16 protein-coding genes are annotated in these 16531 nt (G+C 41.0%); 5 read left to right on the forward strand and 11 right to left on the reverse strand.

The genetic code is table 11. The annotated features are described in order from the left end of the window. Positions 1-225: 225 nt before the first annotated feature. From FM107_RS05690 to FM107_RS05720, 7 genes are all read right to left on the reverse strand, one after another. The gene (locus tag FM107_RS05690) at positions 226-1185 is read right to left on the reverse strand and encodes an MBL fold metallo-hydrolase (RefSeq protein WP_086947553.1); all 960 of its coding nucleotides are present in this window, start codon (positions 1183-1185) and stop codon (positions 226-228) included. After that, positions 1173-1778: a dephospho-CoA kinase gene (gene coaE, locus FM107_RS05695; RefSeq protein WP_086947554.1), complete on the reverse strand. Its 606-nt coding sequence runs from the start codon at positions 1776-1778 to the stop codon at positions 1173-1175. Before coaE ends, FM107_RS05690 begins: the two co-directional genes overlap by 13 nt. Positions 1779-1780: 2 nt before the next feature. Next, entirely contained in the window at positions 1781-2728 is a 948-nt protein-coding gene (locus FM107_RS05700; protein ID WP_086947555.1) for a YbbR-like domain-containing protein, read from the reverse strand. A 134-nt stretch (positions 2729-2862) separates the two neighbouring features. Continuing rightward, complete coding sequence (gene yajC / locus FM107_RS05705; RefSeq protein ID WP_086947556.1) at positions 2863-3183, reverse strand: preprotein translocase subunit YajC; 321 nt, start codon at positions 3181-3183, stop codon at positions 2863-2865. An 82-nt stretch (positions 3184-3265) separates the two neighbouring features. Beyond that, positions 3266-3706: a DUF1573 domain-containing protein gene (locus FM107_RS05710; protein WP_086947557.1), complete on the reverse strand. Its 441-nt coding sequence runs from the start codon at positions 3704-3706 to the stop codon at positions 3266-3268. A gap of 4 nt (positions 3707-3710) precedes the next feature. Next, on the reverse strand, positions 3711-4658 hold the full coding sequence (gene nusB / locus FM107_RS05715; RefSeq protein ID WP_179204412.1) for a transcription antitermination factor NusB: 948 nt from the start codon (positions 4656-4658) through the stop codon (positions 3711-3713). A gap of 63 nt (positions 4659-4721) precedes the next feature. Further along, on the reverse strand, positions 4722-5762 hold the full coding sequence (locus FM107_RS05720) for a Glu/Leu/Phe/Val dehydrogenase dimerization domain-containing protein (protein WP_256959366.1): 1041 nt from the start codon (positions 5760-5762) through the stop codon (positions 4722-4724). 314 nt (positions 5763-6076) lie between these two features. Between FM107_RS05720 and FM107_RS05725 the strand changes: the two genes are divergently transcribed. From FM107_RS05725 to FM107_RS05740, 4 genes are all read left to right on the forward strand, one after another. Next, complete coding sequence (locus FM107_RS05725; protein ID WP_086947560.1) at positions 6077-7852, forward strand: ABC transporter ATP-binding protein; 1776 nt, start codon at positions 6077-6079, stop codon at positions 7850-7852. A 134-nt stretch (positions 7853-7986) separates the two neighbouring features. Next, positions 7987-9270 carry a BamA/TamA family outer membrane protein gene (locus FM107_RS05730; RefSeq protein WP_086947561.1) on the forward strand — a complete coding sequence of 428 codons (1284 nt, stop codon included), beginning with the start codon at positions 7987-7989 and terminating at the stop codon, positions 9268-9270. A gap of 85 nt (positions 9271-9355) precedes the next feature. Continuing rightward, positions 9356-11425 carry a TonB-dependent receptor gene (locus FM107_RS05735; RefSeq protein ID WP_086947562.1) on the forward strand — a complete coding sequence of 690 codons (2070 nt, stop codon included), beginning with the start codon at positions 9356-9358 and terminating at the stop codon, positions 11423-11425. A gap of 35 nt (positions 11426-11460) precedes the next feature. Further along, positions 11461-11823, forward strand: coding sequence for a DUF4180 domain-containing protein (locus tag FM107_RS05740; RefSeq protein WP_086947563.1), 363 nt, complete (start codon positions 11461-11463; stop codon positions 11821-11823). Positions 11824-11828: 5 nt separating this feature from the next. Here the strand turns inward: FM107_RS05740 and FM107_RS05745 are convergent, their stop codons facing one another. Continuing rightward, on the reverse strand, positions 11829-13022 hold the full coding sequence (locus tag FM107_RS05745) for an SAM-dependent methyltransferase (RefSeq protein WP_086947564.1): 1194 nt from the start codon (positions 13020-13022) through the stop codon (positions 11829-11831). A 148-nt stretch (positions 13023-13170) separates the two neighbouring features. Here FM107_RS05745 and FM107_RS05750 point away from each other — a divergent pair, with 148 nt between their 5' ends. Continuing rightward, entirely contained in the window at positions 13171-13959 is a 789-nt protein-coding gene (locus tag FM107_RS05750) for a Cof-type HAD-IIB family hydrolase (RefSeq protein WP_086947565.1), read from the forward strand. A gap of 37 nt (positions 13960-13996) precedes the next feature. On the opposite strand, the gene trxB is transcribed toward FM107_RS05750, so the two are convergent. From trxB to FM107_RS05765, 3 genes are all read right to left on the reverse strand, one after another. Then, positions 13997-14953, reverse strand: a complete 957-nt coding sequence (trxB, locus tag FM107_RS05755; protein ID WP_086947566.1) for a thioredoxin-disulfide reductase — start codon at positions 14951-14953, stop codon at positions 13997-13999. 18 nt (positions 14954-14971) lie between these two features. Further along, positions 14972-15928, reverse strand: coding sequence for a 3'-5' exonuclease (locus FM107_RS05760; RefSeq protein ID WP_086947567.1), 957 nt, complete (start codon positions 15926-15928; stop codon positions 14972-14974). A gap of 198 nt (positions 15929-16126) precedes the next feature. Next, positions 16127-16525 carry an SRPBCC family protein gene (locus tag FM107_RS05765; protein WP_086947568.1) on the reverse strand — a complete coding sequence of 133 codons (399 nt, stop codon included), beginning with the start codon at positions 16523-16525 and terminating at the stop codon, positions 16127-16129. Positions 16526-16531: the final 6 nt, after the last annotated feature.

Genomic DNA, 16531 nt, shown 5'->3' on the forward strand with positions numbered 1-16531 from the left:
CAAACTCGAGCGATACAAACCTTATATCGCTCGAGTTTTCCGACAACATGTTGCCACCTAGGAAAGATATCCTAACAAGTAATATATAATTATAAAAATAACGATAGTTCCGAAGCACCCGCCACCAAGTTTCTTGGCACCCCATCCGGCGATTAAAGCTCTAAAAAATTTGTTCATAATTGTTCGTGTTTGTGAATGATAGCAATCACAACAACAATGCCGAAGCTACTCCTTCAGGCGAATTATATCACGGACGGTCAACGAATCGGCAAAGAACAACTGCAATGCCCTACCATCTCCATGTATCGTCCAAACTTGTTTGGGATGTACCAATTCAATATAGTGTAATAGATCGTCCCAATCAACATGATCCGAAATGTACAGCTCAATATCATTATGCTTCTGTAACCGTTCCCACCCCGATGCAAATGCTTTTATAACGTTCTTCGCTTTAAAATAGCTATTAAAGGTTAACGGAGGAACAAGATATATCTTATTTGGCTCTCCCTCGCGCATTAATTTACGATTGTATACGTTGTACTTTAAGGGTACGAACCCCAGTTCTTGATAGATCTTATGCACACCGTGCATCTTAAAATGCACCAAAACCTCCCGTTCGGGTAGATACTTATTAATCAACGCTGTTAGCCGCTGCGCTTTTCCGAGTACATAGCAACCAAGCATTATATTGCTCGGACGATCCTTCATTTTAAGAATTTCAGCTTTGATATCGGGATGTTTGGTTAAAGGATTTGCAAATGTGGTTTCCGTAATTAGTACATCCGTTTTAACGATCTCAATTTGCTCACAAGTAGGATCTTCTTGCATCTTATAATCACCTGTATACAGATAACGAACACCCTTGTAGATCATTAACAGCTGAGCGGAACCAAGAATATGTCCCGCCGGAATTAACGTAATATCAACTTCTCCGAATTTAAAATGTTCCCCAAAAGCGACTTCTCTCAGGGTGTCTTCTGGAAGTCTTGAGAATTTATTACGCATAAAGGCAAGGGTGGCACGGGTCGCTATGATCAGTTTATGCCCCGTTGTTGCATGGTCCCCATGTGCATGCGAAACAATATTTCGCGGCACAGGACGCATCGCGTCGATATAAAAATCACCGTAACGACAGTAATAACCGGCTTCACATCTAACGACAAAGTCGTCAATTATTTGGAGCATGATCTTGATCGTTGTAGTAATTGTTCGTGCAACTGTAGCACTTGGGGTAAAAGGGGAACGCAATTATCGTTTACAATCACAAAATCGGCTAAGGTGAGCTTTTCTTCATCTGTCATCTGTGCAGCTATGCGGTTAATAACCTGATCGCGCGGCAGCTTATCACGCAACATGACCCGCCGGATTTTCACCTCATTTGGGGCTGTAACCAAAATCGTACAATTTAGAGTTTTATATGATTCACTCTCAAACATAAGGGCAGCCTCTTTCATGGAATAATCAAACGTTTGGGCCTCAGACCAATCTACTGCATCAGCAATTACAATGGGGTGTACAATGGAATTGAGTGTTTGCAATCTTTCCGGATTATTAAATACAATTGAAGAAAGGAACGCCCGATCCAATAAACCGGTCTCTGTATAGACGTCCGGTCCGAATGCCTCGATTAGCGACCGCCTAATTTCAATATTCGTATTCATTAATTCTTTAGCCTGTTTATCTGCATCGTAAAAGGGCACACCTAAGGCTTTGAATATTTTTCCAACATAACTTTTCCCTGCACCGATCCCGCCGGTTATCCCAACTTTTAAACTCATAACTACTTTCTCACGAAAAAATCGACATTTTGCGGCTCTATATTAATAACTTGCGAAAAATCAGGAACCTTCGTGATGATCACAGGTAAATTCTTCACTTTATTTTTCTCCCAGTTTTCCATATCTACAATTGCTTCAAAATCCCGCGAGGACCACTTGTTATAATCTTTTAACGAGACAAGGAACGTTACGTTTATTTTACTTGGCAATGTACGAACCGACGTGTAATGATCGGCATTTTCAATTTTCAGCGGAAGCTCCACGATCTTCTCAGTTACCTCCCCAACCGGAATAGTGACCTCGGAAAACGTCGGATAGATAGTAATATTAGTTTTGTGATGCTTATTCAAATAAGCGACCGTCCGAATATCAGCACTAACATTTGCGCCACGTATCGTATCGGTTTCAAGAAACTCAATATTTGCTACATCCTCCATTGGCCCCGTTACGGTAACGTATTCCGGATTGGACCGGGTTTCTCCAACAATACCATACTGCTTCTTGAAATCTATGTCGTAGATGGGGCGTACAGGTACCTTACGTTGGGTTTGTTTGGAAAAATCGAAAAATAGTGTGTCGGGTGAAACCGCAACAACCTTGTTTTCTATCGGGAACTGCCTATTAATATAACCCAGCTGGCTCGTGAACACAATAAAATTGCGCGTCTTTAATCCACTTAAGTCGACTTGAATTTGCGGGGTGTCGGGGTGAAGTCTACTTAAAAATATCTCCCATCCACTCATATTCAGTCGAACGCTGACCGTATCGGACTGCAGCGGGTGAAAAGCACGCTGTTCAGGAATGTTAACATAGGAAATTGCCGCTTTTATATAGTGGGTATGAGTGCTCGAAATTGCAAATAAAAGCCAAGCAATAAAGGAAATACCTATACAACGTATAAATATTGCAATCTTGCGCCGTTTAAGTTTGCTAATTCTAGGCTGCGACATAATCCCAAATATAGTAAATCATCTTCGTTTAAAATAGCACCTTAACCTACGCAAATGATGATCCGCAGATTCAAAAAAATAGAGGGACAGTTCGATTTGAGCGGCCCCTCTATTTTTATTAATAAAAAATGAAATTATTTCTTGACCATATCCCCATTAGCGGCCTTGGACCCGTCTAATGCTACTGCCGACTTATCGAAACGCATCTTTACGTTCGAGCCAACATCTACTAAAAAAGTAGTGTCCCCTACTTCAACAATTCGTCCGTGAATCCCTGCTGTAGTGACGATTTTGGAATTTACATCCAATTCTTGAATATATTTCTTATGATCTTTTTGTTTTTTCATTTGTGGTCTAATCATAAAAAAGTAAAATACTACAATGATTAGAATCATCGGAAGGAAACTCATCAGCCCACCACCACTCGGTGCCGCTTGTAATAATGTTGTCATCATACTTAAAAGTTAAAATTCAATTTTTGTATCCCAAAAATAAGGAAAGTAAATTAATCTAAGGACTAAAAAGGTGAAATCACCCTTATTTAGCCTTTACCTCTCCTTTAAGTTGGACAGTTGTAATGTTGTTTTCCGCATTAGAGACAATAGTTACGATCTTTTGCTGTTTACCGACCTGTCCGTCACTATTAAAGCTTACTTTAATCTCACCAGTTTTACCAGGGAGTATAGGCGTTTGTGTGTACGATGGTGTTGTACAACCACAAGATGCGGATACGCGCCCTACAATAACCGGCGTTGTACCGGTATTGGTAAATTCATACGCATGCTCCACAATCTCTCCCTCTTTTACCTCGCCGAAATGAAATTCACTTTCTGTGAATTCAATTTTACCCCCCATAATTGATTGGTCCTCGGCACCCACCACTTCGTCTGTCGATTCTTTGGATTCCTTACTGTTACTCCCGCAAGAAATCATTAAAACAGCTACTAAACTAGCTAGACTTAATTTCAAAATACCCATAATATTATCCTTTTAATCCTCTACCTTCTTTATTGATTCGGCCCTGTTGGGTGAGTTCAGCTAATATTTTATCAAGAATCCCATTGATAAACGTGTTACTTTTCACGGTACTAAAAGACTTTGAAAGCTCTATATATTCGTTGATCGTCACTTTCACCGGAATTGTAGGGAAATTAATCAATTCACAGATAGCCATTTGCATCAATATATTATCGACCAATGCAATACGATCGGCCTCCCAATTTTTCGTTTTCTCGGAAATCATTTCTTGGAAATCCTTTGCGTCGCGAATCGTAAACTTCAACAAATCAACAATGTACTCACTATCCTCATCCCAGTTTGGCGTCAAACTTGCAAGCTCGTTTTGTAAAGGGTTTTCACTGCTGAAGTTTTTAAACGTTTTAGCGATCATGGCCTGAAGCACTTCTTTGTCGACCGGCCAGTTGATAAATTTCGTTTCAAATACCTGATCCACATCTGCGGACTTCAAAACAATCTTTTTAAAGATGTACTTGATGATATCTTTCTCCGCAGCGATTGACCGATCTTCTTGTTGAAGGTATGCTAAATATTCTCCCGAAACCTTTAGTTCGGCAAAAATAGAACGTACAATTTCCGGATCGAAAGTCCACGAAACATCGTATTTTTTAATATTCTCCAGGTAGGCCCTATTTTGTCTTAAAGACTCTATAAAACTATTCGAATGGAGTTTGGTGGTATAAACTTTATCCTTCTCAGTCGGCAAAAACTTATTCGCTCTGCCTTCTGCATCAATTAAGACATATTCAGCAACTTCATCTAAAAGATTCAGCGCCCATATGTACATCTGATTAACTTCGTCAACACTTTTAAAAAGTGCTTTTTGAAAATCTTTGATTTGTTTATCTTCCGATAAACGATACGCATATAGCGTTTGCATTACTTTCACCCGCAGGTGCCTTCTATTAAGCATAATTAAATTTAAAGAACGATTGTATATTAATAAGAACGATATTATACTTTAGTCAAATGCACCCTATCTTTTCAACAATTTAATGTCAAAGATACGTTTTTCTGCAATTTGTTTAGCGGCCTGGTATGTCGTAATATTGTCTTCTTTCGACTTCTGAATTACGTGACGCGTCGCATTATAAATATTTTTAATTAATGATTCTGTACGATCACTTCCATAACCTTCAAGTTCTGAAAAGCAACTAATCAAGGCGCCAGAATTTATTAGAAAATCCGGAGTATATAGAATATCGTGCTGTTTCAAAAGCGCGTTGCTTTCCTTTTCGTCGCGCAGTTGGTTATTTGCTGAACCTGCGATAATTTTACATCGCATGCGTGGGATCGTTTCGGGATTTACGGTTCCGCCTAATGCACACGGCGCGTATACATCCACATCCAGTTCGAAGCTTGAGGAATAGTTGATCGGTTCCGCTTTATATTTAGCAGCTACTTTCATCTTCCGTTCTTCGGTCATGTCTGAAACATACACCCGAGCATTTTCAGCACGAAGCATAGCAACGAGTTGTTCTCCAACGCTGCCAACACCTTGCACAGCAATTTTCCGTCCGGCTAAGCTATCATCGCCATATAATTCTTTAATGGCAGCTTTTATTCCGTAAAAAACACCTCGAGCAGCAAATAGAGTCGTGTCTCCACCCCCATTGAGCGAAGAAGGAAGTCCGGCTACATACCCCGTTTCGGAGAGCATGTACTCCAGGTCTTTTGGCGTGGTCCCAATATCCGTTGAGGCGATAAAGTTACCGTTAAGACCTTGAATGAATTGACCAAATCGGCGCATAAGCACTTCGGTCTTGTCCGTTCTGTTGTTCCCAACAATAATGGCACTTCCACCACCTAAATTCAACCCAGCCAAGGCCGCCTTATGAGTGATTGCTTCCGATAAACGCAATGCGTCTTCTATCGCTTCAGAAATCGATTCATATGGTAACATTCGAACGCCACCGATGGCCGGTCCCAGTGTCGTATCATGGATGGCCACGATACTCTGCAGACCAATCACCTTATCATGACAAAAAAATAAGTTTTGATGGCTTGATTTTCCCATCTTTTCGAAAACCGACGAATTGTTTACATCCATAACGTTCAATAAATCCGAGTGATTGTTAAATTACCTCTGCAAAAGTATGAAATATTTTTTTCACCCAATTTTTATTCCACGCAATATTTTTAACAACTTTCCTTTAAGCCTATTTTTAAGTACTCCGATTTGTAAATTATTAGATCATAAAACGAACGAGGAGCACCAAGCGGCTAGTATTCGTGATTATCGAGAATCTGGATTGACCCTTAAAAAAATTATACTTTGTCGACAAACTCAACCAAGTATTTTCAATATTTTAGCCTTACATTTGTCAAAACATGAAAGAGCTAGCGTATCTCAATAAGTACTTCTACAAATACCGTTGGACAATCATACCGGGTATTCTCTTTGTTATTGCATCAAACTACTTCGGTATATTACCCGCAAGGGTAATTCGTGAAGCCTTCGACCTGGTAAAAGAGAATATAGATTTATACCGCTTATATGACGGTTTCGAACGACAAGACTTGGTTTATCAGGTTTTTGGCAGTAGTTTACTCTTCTTTGGATTCGTTGTATTAGCGTTGTCTTTAGCACGTGGTATCTTTCTGTTTTTTATGCGTCAAACAATCATTCTAACCTCACGACACATCGAATACGATCTAAAAAACGAAATTTACCAACATTACCAAGCACTTGACTTTTCATTCTTCCGCAAAAACAATACGGGGGACATGATGAATCGCGCGACCGAAGATGTGAACCAAGTGCGGAATTATTTGGGACCTGCAATCATGTACGCCATCAATACAGCTGTGTTATCGATCATGGTGATTTATGCGATGTATGACGTCAATTCGACACTGGCAACCTATGCGTTGCTTCCTATTCCAATACTATCGGTTATCATCCTATTTGTAAATAAAATTATCAATTTGCGCAGCGAGCGCATTCAAAGGCAACTATCTATATTGTCCTCATTCGTTCAGGAGACATTTTCTGGAATCCGAGTTGTGAAGAGTTACAACCAAGAGAAACAGAAAATGGATTTATTTGCAAACGAGAGTAACACCTACAATAAAGTATCCTTGGATTTGGTTCGCGTTCAAGCGATTTTTTTCCCTATAATTATTTTCTTAGTAGGGTTGAGCACCATTATCACTGTTTACGTCGGCGGTATTGAGGTCAATAATGGTACAATAACAGCGGGAAATATTGCCGAATTCATTATATATGTGAATCAGCTCACTTTCCCGGCCATGTCGCTTGCATGGGTAACTTCACTCATTCAACGTGCATCTGCATCACAGAAGCGAATCAATGAATTTTTAAAAACGACTTCGGAAATCCCAGAAGGGCATCTAGACCTCGAAATACAAGGTGACATCCGGGTGGAAAATTTATCCTTCACCTATCCCGAGACGGGCATCTTGGCGGTAAACAACCTATCTTTCACTATACCTCATGGAAAAACGCTAGCAGTTATTGGCCGAACCGGTTCGGGTAAATCGACATTAGCCAACCTACTGTTACGGATGTATGAGGCCGATAAGGGAAGTATATATTATGATAACACACCTATTGAGCATATAAACACAGCGAATTTGCGTCACCAGATAGGTTTTGTACCGCAGCAAATGTTCCTTTTCTCAGACACGATTGCTAATAATATAGCCTTTGGTTTAGACGTATTAGAAACAGAGCGGGTGGAACAAGCGGCAAAGGACGCTGCAGTATATAACAACATCATAGATTTTGAGGAAGGTTTTCAAACCTCGATTGGGGAACGGGGTATCACCCTCTCCGGAGGACAAAAGCAACGTATTTCGATCGCACGTGCACTCGTCAAGGATCCCAGCATTTTGATTTTTGATGATTGTTTATCTGCTGTGGACACTAAAACCGAAGAGGAAATTCTTCACAATTTGGGCCGCATCATGAAAGGCAAAACGACAATCTTCATTGCTCACCGTATCTCGACAATTAAAAACGCGGACCACATCCTTGTAATGGATCAAGGGCAAGTGATTGAACAAGGTACGCACGAACAACTGATAAATCAAAAAGGTGAATATTTTGAGCTTCACGAACAACAACTTTTAGAGTCGCAATAAAGAAAATCAATTGCACATCTATGTTTAAAACCAATAAATTAGGATAAGTAAATTTCAGGTACTCTGAAAATAAACTATATTAGCAAACAACTCATAAGGTCAGTTGTTTTTTTTTGTGTTTGTTAGAAAACTATATGTACAAATTCTCCTTAGCGTCTTTCATGCTTTTACTTTGCTTTTGCACCAGCGCACAGCAGGTTCTAACAGACTCTCTTCGGGCTACTACACTGGATTCAATTCCACAAACACAAAATCTATACGATATCAGCGACGGTATTAAAGACATCGGCCGCTTAATTCGCAATGATACTTCCAAAAAAACGATAAAAAAAAGATCCGGCATATCCATACTGCCGAATTTGAATTACAACCCAAGTATTGGGTTCCAAATTGGAGCAAAAGTCGTCGGCGGTGTTTATATTGGTGATCCAAATACCACGACGATGTCGACGTTCGCTACAGCGCTGAGTTACACCACTAGAGGAATTATATATGGCTACCTTGCCCATGACACCTATACGGAGGGTGACAAATGGAACATCAAGGGCGGGCTAATTATCGCCAAGGGTGTCGCTTTAGATTACGGATTGGGGATAGGCAATGAGATTGAAACGGACGACCCCGAAATTCAAACAATCAACAATCCCGACCGTACGCGCTATATAAATGAATTTGCCGTCTACAGTTTGAACGAACGGTTATATAAAAACTTATTCCCAGGTATGTTTGTTGGCGCAGGGGTTTTCTTTGAGCTCAAAAGGAAAATCAAAACATTGGGCGAACAAGAGTTGAACCCGCTAGAAATTTATAGTAAAAACAAAGGTTATAGTGCCGAGAGTTATAACAACAATGGATTGATGCTTAATATTCAATACATGACTCGAGATAACCCAAACAGTGCTTACAAAGGTATATATTCGGATGTCGTGCTCCGGATGAGTCAAAAATGGCTAGGAAGTGCTAAAAATGTCGTACAGCTGCAAACAGATTTTAGAAAATATTGGCAGCTTTCCGAATCGCGACCTAACCATGTATTGGCGTTTTGGTATTGGGGGTCGTACGGTTTGAATGGAGATTTGGCCTACCTCGATCTCCCGGGAACAGGAAAAGACACCTATGCGCGCAGCGGCCGGGGGTACACCAATGGCTATTTTCGGGGGCGTTCATTCGCCTATTCGGAAATCGAATATCGTTTTCCGATCCTTCGCAATCAATTTTTAAGTGGCGTTGTATTCGCAAATATGCAAACAGCAAGTGACCCGATTGGCACGAAGCTATTCCAACACTGGCAGCCCGCTGCTGGGGGGGGATTACGCATTCTGTTCAATAAAGCTACACGCACGAATCTATGTATTGATTATGCGGTCGGCAAGTTTGGCCAGCGAGGCCTTTTTCTAGGGTTAAATGAAGCGTTCTAGTGCGTTAATCCTATCACTAATAACATTCGATCAATCAGACTATTTTGTATCTTAGTCGCCAAATCAAGCTGAACGACTTTTTAATATGCGCCGAGTATTACTTCTATCTACTTATACTTTGACATGGTTGGTCTCATCCGCCCAATTGCCAAGTGACACCACCAGAATAAACCCAATTACTATCGATGCTTATTTCGGCAGCCAGCCACTGGTAGGTCTTACTTCTTCGGCCAACGTTGTAAGTGAGCGAGATGTATCCTCCCAACAAACTGGCTCGCTCCTGCCCGCTTTAAATAGCATTCCGGGTCTCCGGCTCGAAGAACGTTCACCAGGGAGTTATAGATTAGCGCTCCGAGGAAGCATGATACGCTCACCATTTGGCATTAGAAATACGAAAATATACGTCGATGAGTTCCCTCTTACCGACGCGGGAGGGAATAGCTACCTGAACATAATTGACCCCCAATCGATAGCGTCCATCGATATACTAAAAGGGCCCGATGGTTCCTTATTCGGAGCAAACTCGGCCGGCGTGTTACGCATCCACCCTAAAGGTTTTGGTCGCCTGGAGAACCAAGCGACCTTGACGCTCAACGGCGGTTCTTATGGCCTGTTCAATGAGCAGCTCTCCATTCAAAGAAAAGTCAACGATAGCTATCAATTTTCAGTTGACCAATCTTTCATGCGATCGGATGGCTATCGGCAGAACACGGCGCTTGATAAAAAAACAATTCAGACGGCTCATCAATGGAAGTATTCAACAAAGAATATGCTCCGCCTGTATCTACTGTACGCGGATATGGGATACGAAACACCTGGTGGGTTGACCTTAGAGCAGATGACCCAGGACCCGCGCATGGCTAGGCCAGCAACAAGTACGCAACCCGGGGCAAAGGAGCAAAAAGCGGCTATTTATAACAAAACTTGGTTCACCGGATTAGCACATCAGTCCGAACTCGCCGAGAATATACTTCATCACATAAGTGTTTTTGGTGCAATCACCGATATCGAGAATCCATTTATTACGAACTACGAGCTTCGGGAGGAAAAGAACCTTGGGGTTCGCACCTACTTTTCCTATCGTAGTAAAAACATTCAAGACTACAACTGGCAGATGCAATTAGGTACGGAAATTCAGAAAGGATGGAGTAAAATTGACAACTACGATAACCAAAATGGGGTCGCGCGTGCTCCTCAAGCTAAAGATGATCTGGATAATTTACAAGCTAGCATTTTCTACCGTGCGAATTTACAACTCGGTCATAGGTGGAATATCGACGGTTCAATTGCGTTAAATTATGCGCGCATTGACTACGACACGAGATTCCCTGTTTCCACAGAGGGTTCTGGAAAAATTGATTTTGGAACAATATGGATGCCCCGACTCGCTGGTTCTTACAAACTGACAGATAAAATGGCGATTCGTGCGTCCATCTCTAAAGGTTATTCAACGCCGACACTGGCGGAGGTTCGTTCTTCCAACAATGTCATTAACCTCGATCTACGCGCCGAAACGGGAACAAATTACGAAGTAGGATACCGTATTGAAACCAACGATCGCCGTTTACTTGGTGATATCTCCGTATATTCTTATCAAATGAAAAATGGTATCGTGCGAAACGTTGACCAAAATGGAGCGGAATTTTATCTAAACGCTGGGGAGATGGATCAAAAGGGCATCGAAGCGAATTTACACATCCAATTGCTTCGTCCCAGAAATACGGGAGTGGTACGTAACATCACGTATCAAGGATCCTTATCACGTAATTTTTACAAATTTGGAACCTATCAGAATGGTGACGATGATTTTTCCGGAAACGATCTCACGGCGGTTCCAAATTGGGTAAATGCAAACAATTTATTTCTCGAGTTTGGGAAAAAAATATTTTTAAATTTACATCATCGATACATTTCTGATGCTCCCTTAAATGATGCAAATACGGTGTATGCAGATTCCTACCATTTAATTCAAGCGAAAGTGGGTATCGATATACCGCTGAACAAAAATAAAACAACCCTGCAATTTTTCACAGGTATCGATAACATCTTGAATGAGAACTACAGTCTGGGTAATGACATCAATGCATTTGGAAATCGCTACTTTAACCCAGCAGCAAAACGTAATTATTATTTCGGTGTAAAACTCGCCATTTAACGTAACTTAATATCCCCCAAAAACGGGAACTCACCATGGAAATTATCGAACATAAAATCAATCTGATTAAAGTAGCCGAACTTCGGAGCATGGAAGAAATCATTTCAAATTTGGAAGATGCCATGCAAATTATGGGTGATATTTATTATCAAGGTTATGATGCAATCGTATTGCATGAAAGCTCTATCACGCCGATTTTTTTTGAGTTAAAAAGTAAAATGGCGGGGGAAATATTGCAGAAATTTTCAAACTATCGTATGCGGCTGGTTATATTGGGCGATTGGACGGCTATATCGTCAAAAAGCCTCTCAGATTTTATTCGAGAGAGCAATAAGGGGAAGTTAATATACTTTAGTGATAGTATCAACAGCATCAAGTCCCATTGGAGCGAAAAATAAACTCCTTACACTTCCAATCCCACCAAACGCTCGAGGTGGTGATATCCAATACCGAAAAACTCTTTTGTCGCTTTAATTTTTATTAAAATTTCGTCCTTTCGTTTTTGTGTAACCGACTTCTTGACGCCGATAACCAATACATTCTTTGGGGTATGTGCATCAGAAACGAACTCAAAAACTTTTGTCTGATACCCATAATACTCCAAAATTAACGCACGTAAACCGTCAGTGACCATTTCTGCTTGCCGTTCCAAAAATATCCCATGCTTAAGGAGAAAATCCAGTCGATTATCCACTTTGGATTTCTCCATTTCGCGCCGAATTTGTTTGTGGCAACAAGGTGCAACAACGATTAAATGTGCGTTGTTCTCGATCCCCTTAGCAATGGCATCATCAGTCGCCGTATCACACGCGTGAAGCGCAATAAGTACGTCTAGACGGATTTTAGGCCGATACTCATCGATGGAACCTTCTTCGAACCGCAAGTTAGCAAACGAAGACATTTTCGCGATTCGGTTACATAGTTCCACCATATCTTTGCGGTATTCAACACCAACAATCGACGAAGGTTTACCAAGTACATTCACCAAATAATCATACAGCGCGAACGTCAGATACCCTTTCCCAGAACCCATATCGACTACTTGCAAAACATCACCTGCCGGAAGCTCTTTCAACATGGTGCTCAAAAGTTCAATATAATGGTTTATCTGTTTCCACTTATCTTGTGCATTCTTATACACATTCCCCATTTCGTCGGTAAGCTTTAGCCGGTGGAGATAATCTTTGGAACCTTGCGCAAGCTTTCTTTCTTTTTGATGATCGTGAGTAAGAGTCGTCGGCATTTTCGCAGTCGGTTCACTCGAAGTCGTTGCCCAACTTTTATTTTTGGACTGTTGGCATGTTATATTCGCTTGGGTGATAAATAAAGTAGAGGCAGCAAAATTATGTGCGTTAAACAAATCACCAATCAAACGCAACGCTTCTTGCACCGTATAATTTTTCGTAATATCTCGTGTTTTATAACGATAGGTAAAGCTTAAGTTTAATTGTTTTTTAATTTGCACAGGTTTCACATAGATATTTTTGAGATCCGGATCGGTTCCTTTGTAATTCCCTAAAGATAGTTTGATAAATTCATTCTGCTTTATATGCTGTTCGATTGAATGAATAAATAGGATGCGAATATCTGATTCCATTGTAAATAACCTGTTTGACAGCAAAGATAAGCATACGAACATATTTTAAACATTTTATTAGCGCGAATACGATCATTCTTACAGTGTATATACAATTTATTAACACGAAAGTACCCTTGCGACCAGTTCAAATTGCTAAATTTACAATATGCAAAACCCTATTGTTAAAGCTATATTTTTCGATATCGACGGTACACTGTTAAGTTTCACGACACACGAGGTACCTAAATCAACTCAAAAGGCGATCACACTTTTAAAAGAAAAAGGAATAAAAGTTATTGTTTCTACCGGACGATCAATCAATAGTATCGATCATATTAAATATCTGAATTTCGATGGCTACATCACGTTTAATGGTGGCTATTGTATCACCACTGAAAATGAAATTCTGTTCAAACAAACGATCGATCCCAAAGATGTAAATGCCATCTTAGCCCATGCAAAAACACAATCACTCAGCTTTTCACTTATGTCCGAACAAGAGATCACTATTCACGACGTAACGCCTGAAATCGCGGGTATGTATGCACACTTAAATCTACCTGTCCCCCCTACTGTTGAGATGGATCAAGTCGATGCGAGTAGCATTTTACAAGCAAACATCTTTATCGGGCCTGAGCAGGAAAATGAATTTATGAAAAGTGTTATGCCGAACTCGGTAGCCTCACGATGGACACCACTATTCGCGGACGTGAACCCAAAAGGATTAAGCAAAAAAGTTGGTATCGATATTTTTTGTAAATATTTTGGAGTACCCCTTGAGCAAACAATGGCATTCGGAGATGGTGGAAATGATATAACGATGTTAAAACACGTTGGTATCGGAATTGCTATGGGGAATGCAAACCCGGAGGTCAAAGAAATCGCAGATTACATAACAAGTGAGGTGGATGAAAACGGAATCTGGAATGCATTAAAAAATTATCGAGTTATTTAAAAAGGGAACCAATTCAGTCCCCTTTTTCCATCTAAATTTAATCCGCTCTGCTCGCCAAGTACCGTTCGGCTTCAAGTGCTGCCATACATCCTGTGCCCGCCGCAGTAATGGCTTGGCGATACACATGATCTTGCACATCCCCACAAGCGAATACACCGGCTATATTGGTGGCTGTGCTGTCAGCTTTTGTAAGTAAATAACCTGTCTCATCCATGTCCAAGACATTCTGAAAAAGCTCGGTATTAGGTTTATGTCCGATTGCAACGAAGAACCCCGTCACGTCCAATACCGATTCGGCTTGGGTGATATTATTTTTGATACGAACGGCATTTACGCCTTGCTCATTTCCTAAAATCTCTTCCGTCTGTGTGTTATACAAAACTTCAATATTTGCGGTGTTTTGTACGCGGTGAATCATCGCTTTGGAAGCACGGAATTCATCGCGCCGAACAAGCATATACACTTTGCGGCATAGTTTTGCTAAATAAGTTGCTTCCTCCGCAGCGGTATCGCCGGCGCCAACGATCGCGACATCTTGGCCTTTGAAGAAAAATCCGTCGCAAACCGCACATGCAGATACGCCAAAACCGTTGTATTTCTCTTCCGAGGGAAGACCGAGCCATTTTGCGGTGGCACCCGTTGCAATAATCACGGTATCGGCAGTAACCCACTTAGACCCATCGATCTGAACTTTGTGCACGCTATTATCTGTAGAAAACTGTACTTCTGTAGCATAGCCAAATCGCACCTGTGTTCCAAAACGCTCGGCTTGTGCTTTCAAATCTTCCATCATTATTGGACCGGTAATCCCTTGCGGGTAACCAGGGAAATTATCAACGTCCGTTGTTTGTGTTAACTGACCTCCCGGCACAATTCCAGTATAAATTACCGGGCTCAAATCTGCGCGAGCAGCATATATTGCGGCGGTATACCCAGCGGGACCGGATCCAATAATCAAACACTTTATATGTTCTATTTCGGTAGTATTAATCATTCTAAAATCTAATTATTTTTATTTACCAAATTTACCTTGAAGTTGTTTAAGCATATCATCCGTCACCGGGCGTGATTTCTCAACAGGTTTCTGTCTTTGCACGTTGGCCTGTGGGCGTGGCGCGGACTGCGGACGACTCTCTTCTTTCTTCTCTTCTCGTTGCGCCTTCTTTGTCTCACGGAAATCGACCCATAACTTCTCCAGCACTTTTTTGGTGTATAACGGGAAGTCCCCATTTTGCATCCATGAATAGTAGCTTGGTTCGGTTTCAAAAACGTCGACAACCTTTTTCCCTTTGTGCTTACCAAAGTTGATACTCGGATCACCCTCAGCATCAAATACAAGACGACCCGCAAAATCCACCGGCTTAGATAAGTTTGTGAATTTATGTAATGCTTCTACGTCGTTCACTACCGGTGTGCTCACCACTCCGTGCTTATCTTCGAAAGTCGCGCCATCATATTTCGAAAGTTGAGCCTTTAAAACCTCATAGGTTGCTCGCACGTCCGCCTCGGCTGTATGCGCATTCTCTAGCGCGGCCTCACAATAGAATTTATAAGCAGCTTTAAGTGTCCGCTGCTCCATTTGATGAAATATATTTTGTACATCAACAAACGCACGACCCTCTAGCGAGAAATCAACCCCAGCACGAAGGAATTCTTCCATAAGTACCGGCACGTCAAACTTATTCGAGTTATAGCCAGCCAAATCCGCGTCGGCAATAAAATCACGCACGAGTCCAGCAATGTCCTTAAATATAGGTGCATCCTTTATATCCGCATCATAGATACCGTGAAACATCGATGATTCCGCTGGTATTGGCATCTCTGGATTGATACGTCTCGTTAAGACATCTTCGGTGCCATCAGGCGAGATCTTCAATATGCAAAGTTCTACAATGCGGTCAGCAGAAATATTTACACCTGTTGTTTCTAAATCGAAAAATGCCAACGGGCGTTTTAAATGTAATTCCATCTAGTAAAGATTGTTTGTAAACGTATAGGACAAAAATACAAAACTCTTTGGTTGTTCTACTGCCCAAGCTAAATTAATGACACTAATCCAATTTTCACCCCAATCGTACGATGCCAAAACCAAAAGACGACGAGTCTACAAGAAATAAAAAACCTCAATCCGATTAAAGATTGAGGCGCTATATTGTATATCGAGCCGCTATACTAAAATTTCCTTTAATTTGCTTACTTGGTGATCCACTAATTTCTGAAGTGGGCCGGCTGCCATCATCTTCATCATCATATTAAGTTCTGCCTCGATCACAAATGATGCAACGGTCGCTTCGGTACCGACTTGCTCAAGTTTCCAGCGCAATGTTAATGCAAATGGAGTATCACCTTCGGGCATACAAACAAGCTCCTTATTTTCTATACGTTGCGTCATTTTCAAGGAAAGCTTCGCCATGTTCTTGATCGTAAAACTAGCATGATCATAGCTCGAGGACCAATTAGTAATGTTGCCAGGCATCAATTGTTCATGATTATTCAAATCGGACAAGAAAGAATAAACCTCATCTACAATTTTTGGAATTTCAATATCGTTTTGAATGATTGTCATAACGTT

This window comes from Sphingobacterium sp. JB170, from assembly GCF_900163865.1.
GTDB lineage: Bacteria > Bacteroidota > Bacteroidia > Sphingobacteriales > Sphingobacteriaceae > Sphingobacterium.

What these genes read in the sequence shown, in the direction of transcription:
- FM107_RS05765 (WP_086947568.1), bottom strand. Translation starts at nt 16,525, where the DNA reads ATGACAATCATTCAAAACGATATTGAAATTCCAAAAATTGTAGATGAG.
- FM107_RS05700 (WP_086947555.1), bottom strand. Translation starts at nt 2,728, where the DNA reads ATGTCGCAGCCTAGAATTAGCAAACTTAAACGGCGCAAGATTGCAATA.
- FM107_RS05740 (WP_086947563.1), top strand. Translation starts at nt 11,461, where the DNA reads ATGGAAATTATCGAACATAAAATCAATCTGATTAAAGTAGCCGAACTT.
- FM107_RS05710 (WP_086947557.1), bottom strand. Translation starts at nt 3,706, where the DNA reads ATGGGTATTTTGAAATTAAGTCTAGCTAGTTTAGTAGCTGTTTTAATG.
- FM107_RS05720 (WP_256959366.1), bottom strand. Translation starts at nt 5,762, where the DNA reads ATGGGAAAATCAAGCCATCAAAACTTATTTTTTTGTCATGATAAGGTG.
- FM107_RS05725 (WP_086947560.1), top strand. Translation starts at nt 6,077, where the DNA reads ATGAAAGAGCTAGCGTATCTCAATAAGTACTTCTACAAATACCGTTGG.
- yajC (WP_086947556.1), bottom strand. Translation starts at nt 3,183, where the DNA reads ATGATGACAACATTATTACAAGCGGCACCGAGTGGTGGTGGGCTGATG.
- trxB (WP_086947566.1), bottom strand. Translation starts at nt 14,953, where the DNA reads ATGATTAATACTACCGAAATAGAACATATAAAGTGTTTGATTATTGGA.
- nusB (WP_179204412.1), bottom strand. Translation starts at nt 4,658, where the DNA reads ATGCTTAATAGAAGGCACCTGCGGGTGAAAGTAATGCAAACGCTATAT.
- FM107_RS05735 (WP_086947562.1), top strand. Translation starts at nt 9,356, where the DNA reads ATGCGCCGAGTATTACTTCTATCTACTTATACTTTGACATGGTTGGTC.
- FM107_RS05730 (WP_086947561.1), top strand. Translation starts at nt 7,987, where the DNA reads ATGTACAAATTCTCCTTAGCGTCTTTCATGCTTTTACTTTGCTTTTGC.
- FM107_RS05690 (WP_086947553.1), bottom strand. Translation starts at nt 1,185, where the DNA reads ATGCTCCAAATAATTGACGACTTTGTCGTTAGATGTGAAGCCGGTTAT.
- FM107_RS05760 (WP_086947567.1), bottom strand. Translation starts at nt 15,928, where the DNA reads ATGGAATTACATTTAAAACGCCCGTTGGCATTTTTCGATTTAGAAACA.
- FM107_RS05745 (WP_086947564.1), bottom strand. Translation starts at nt 13,022, where the DNA reads ATGGAATCAGATATTCGCATCCTATTTATTCATTCAATCGAACAGCAT.
- FM107_RS05750 (WP_086947565.1), top strand. Translation starts at nt 13,171, where the DNA reads ATGCAAAACCCTATTGTTAAAGCTATATTTTTCGATATCGACGGTACA.
- coaE (WP_086947554.1), bottom strand. Translation starts at nt 1,778, where the DNA reads ATGAGTTTAAAAGTTGGGATAACCGGCGGGATCGGTGCAGGGAAAAGT.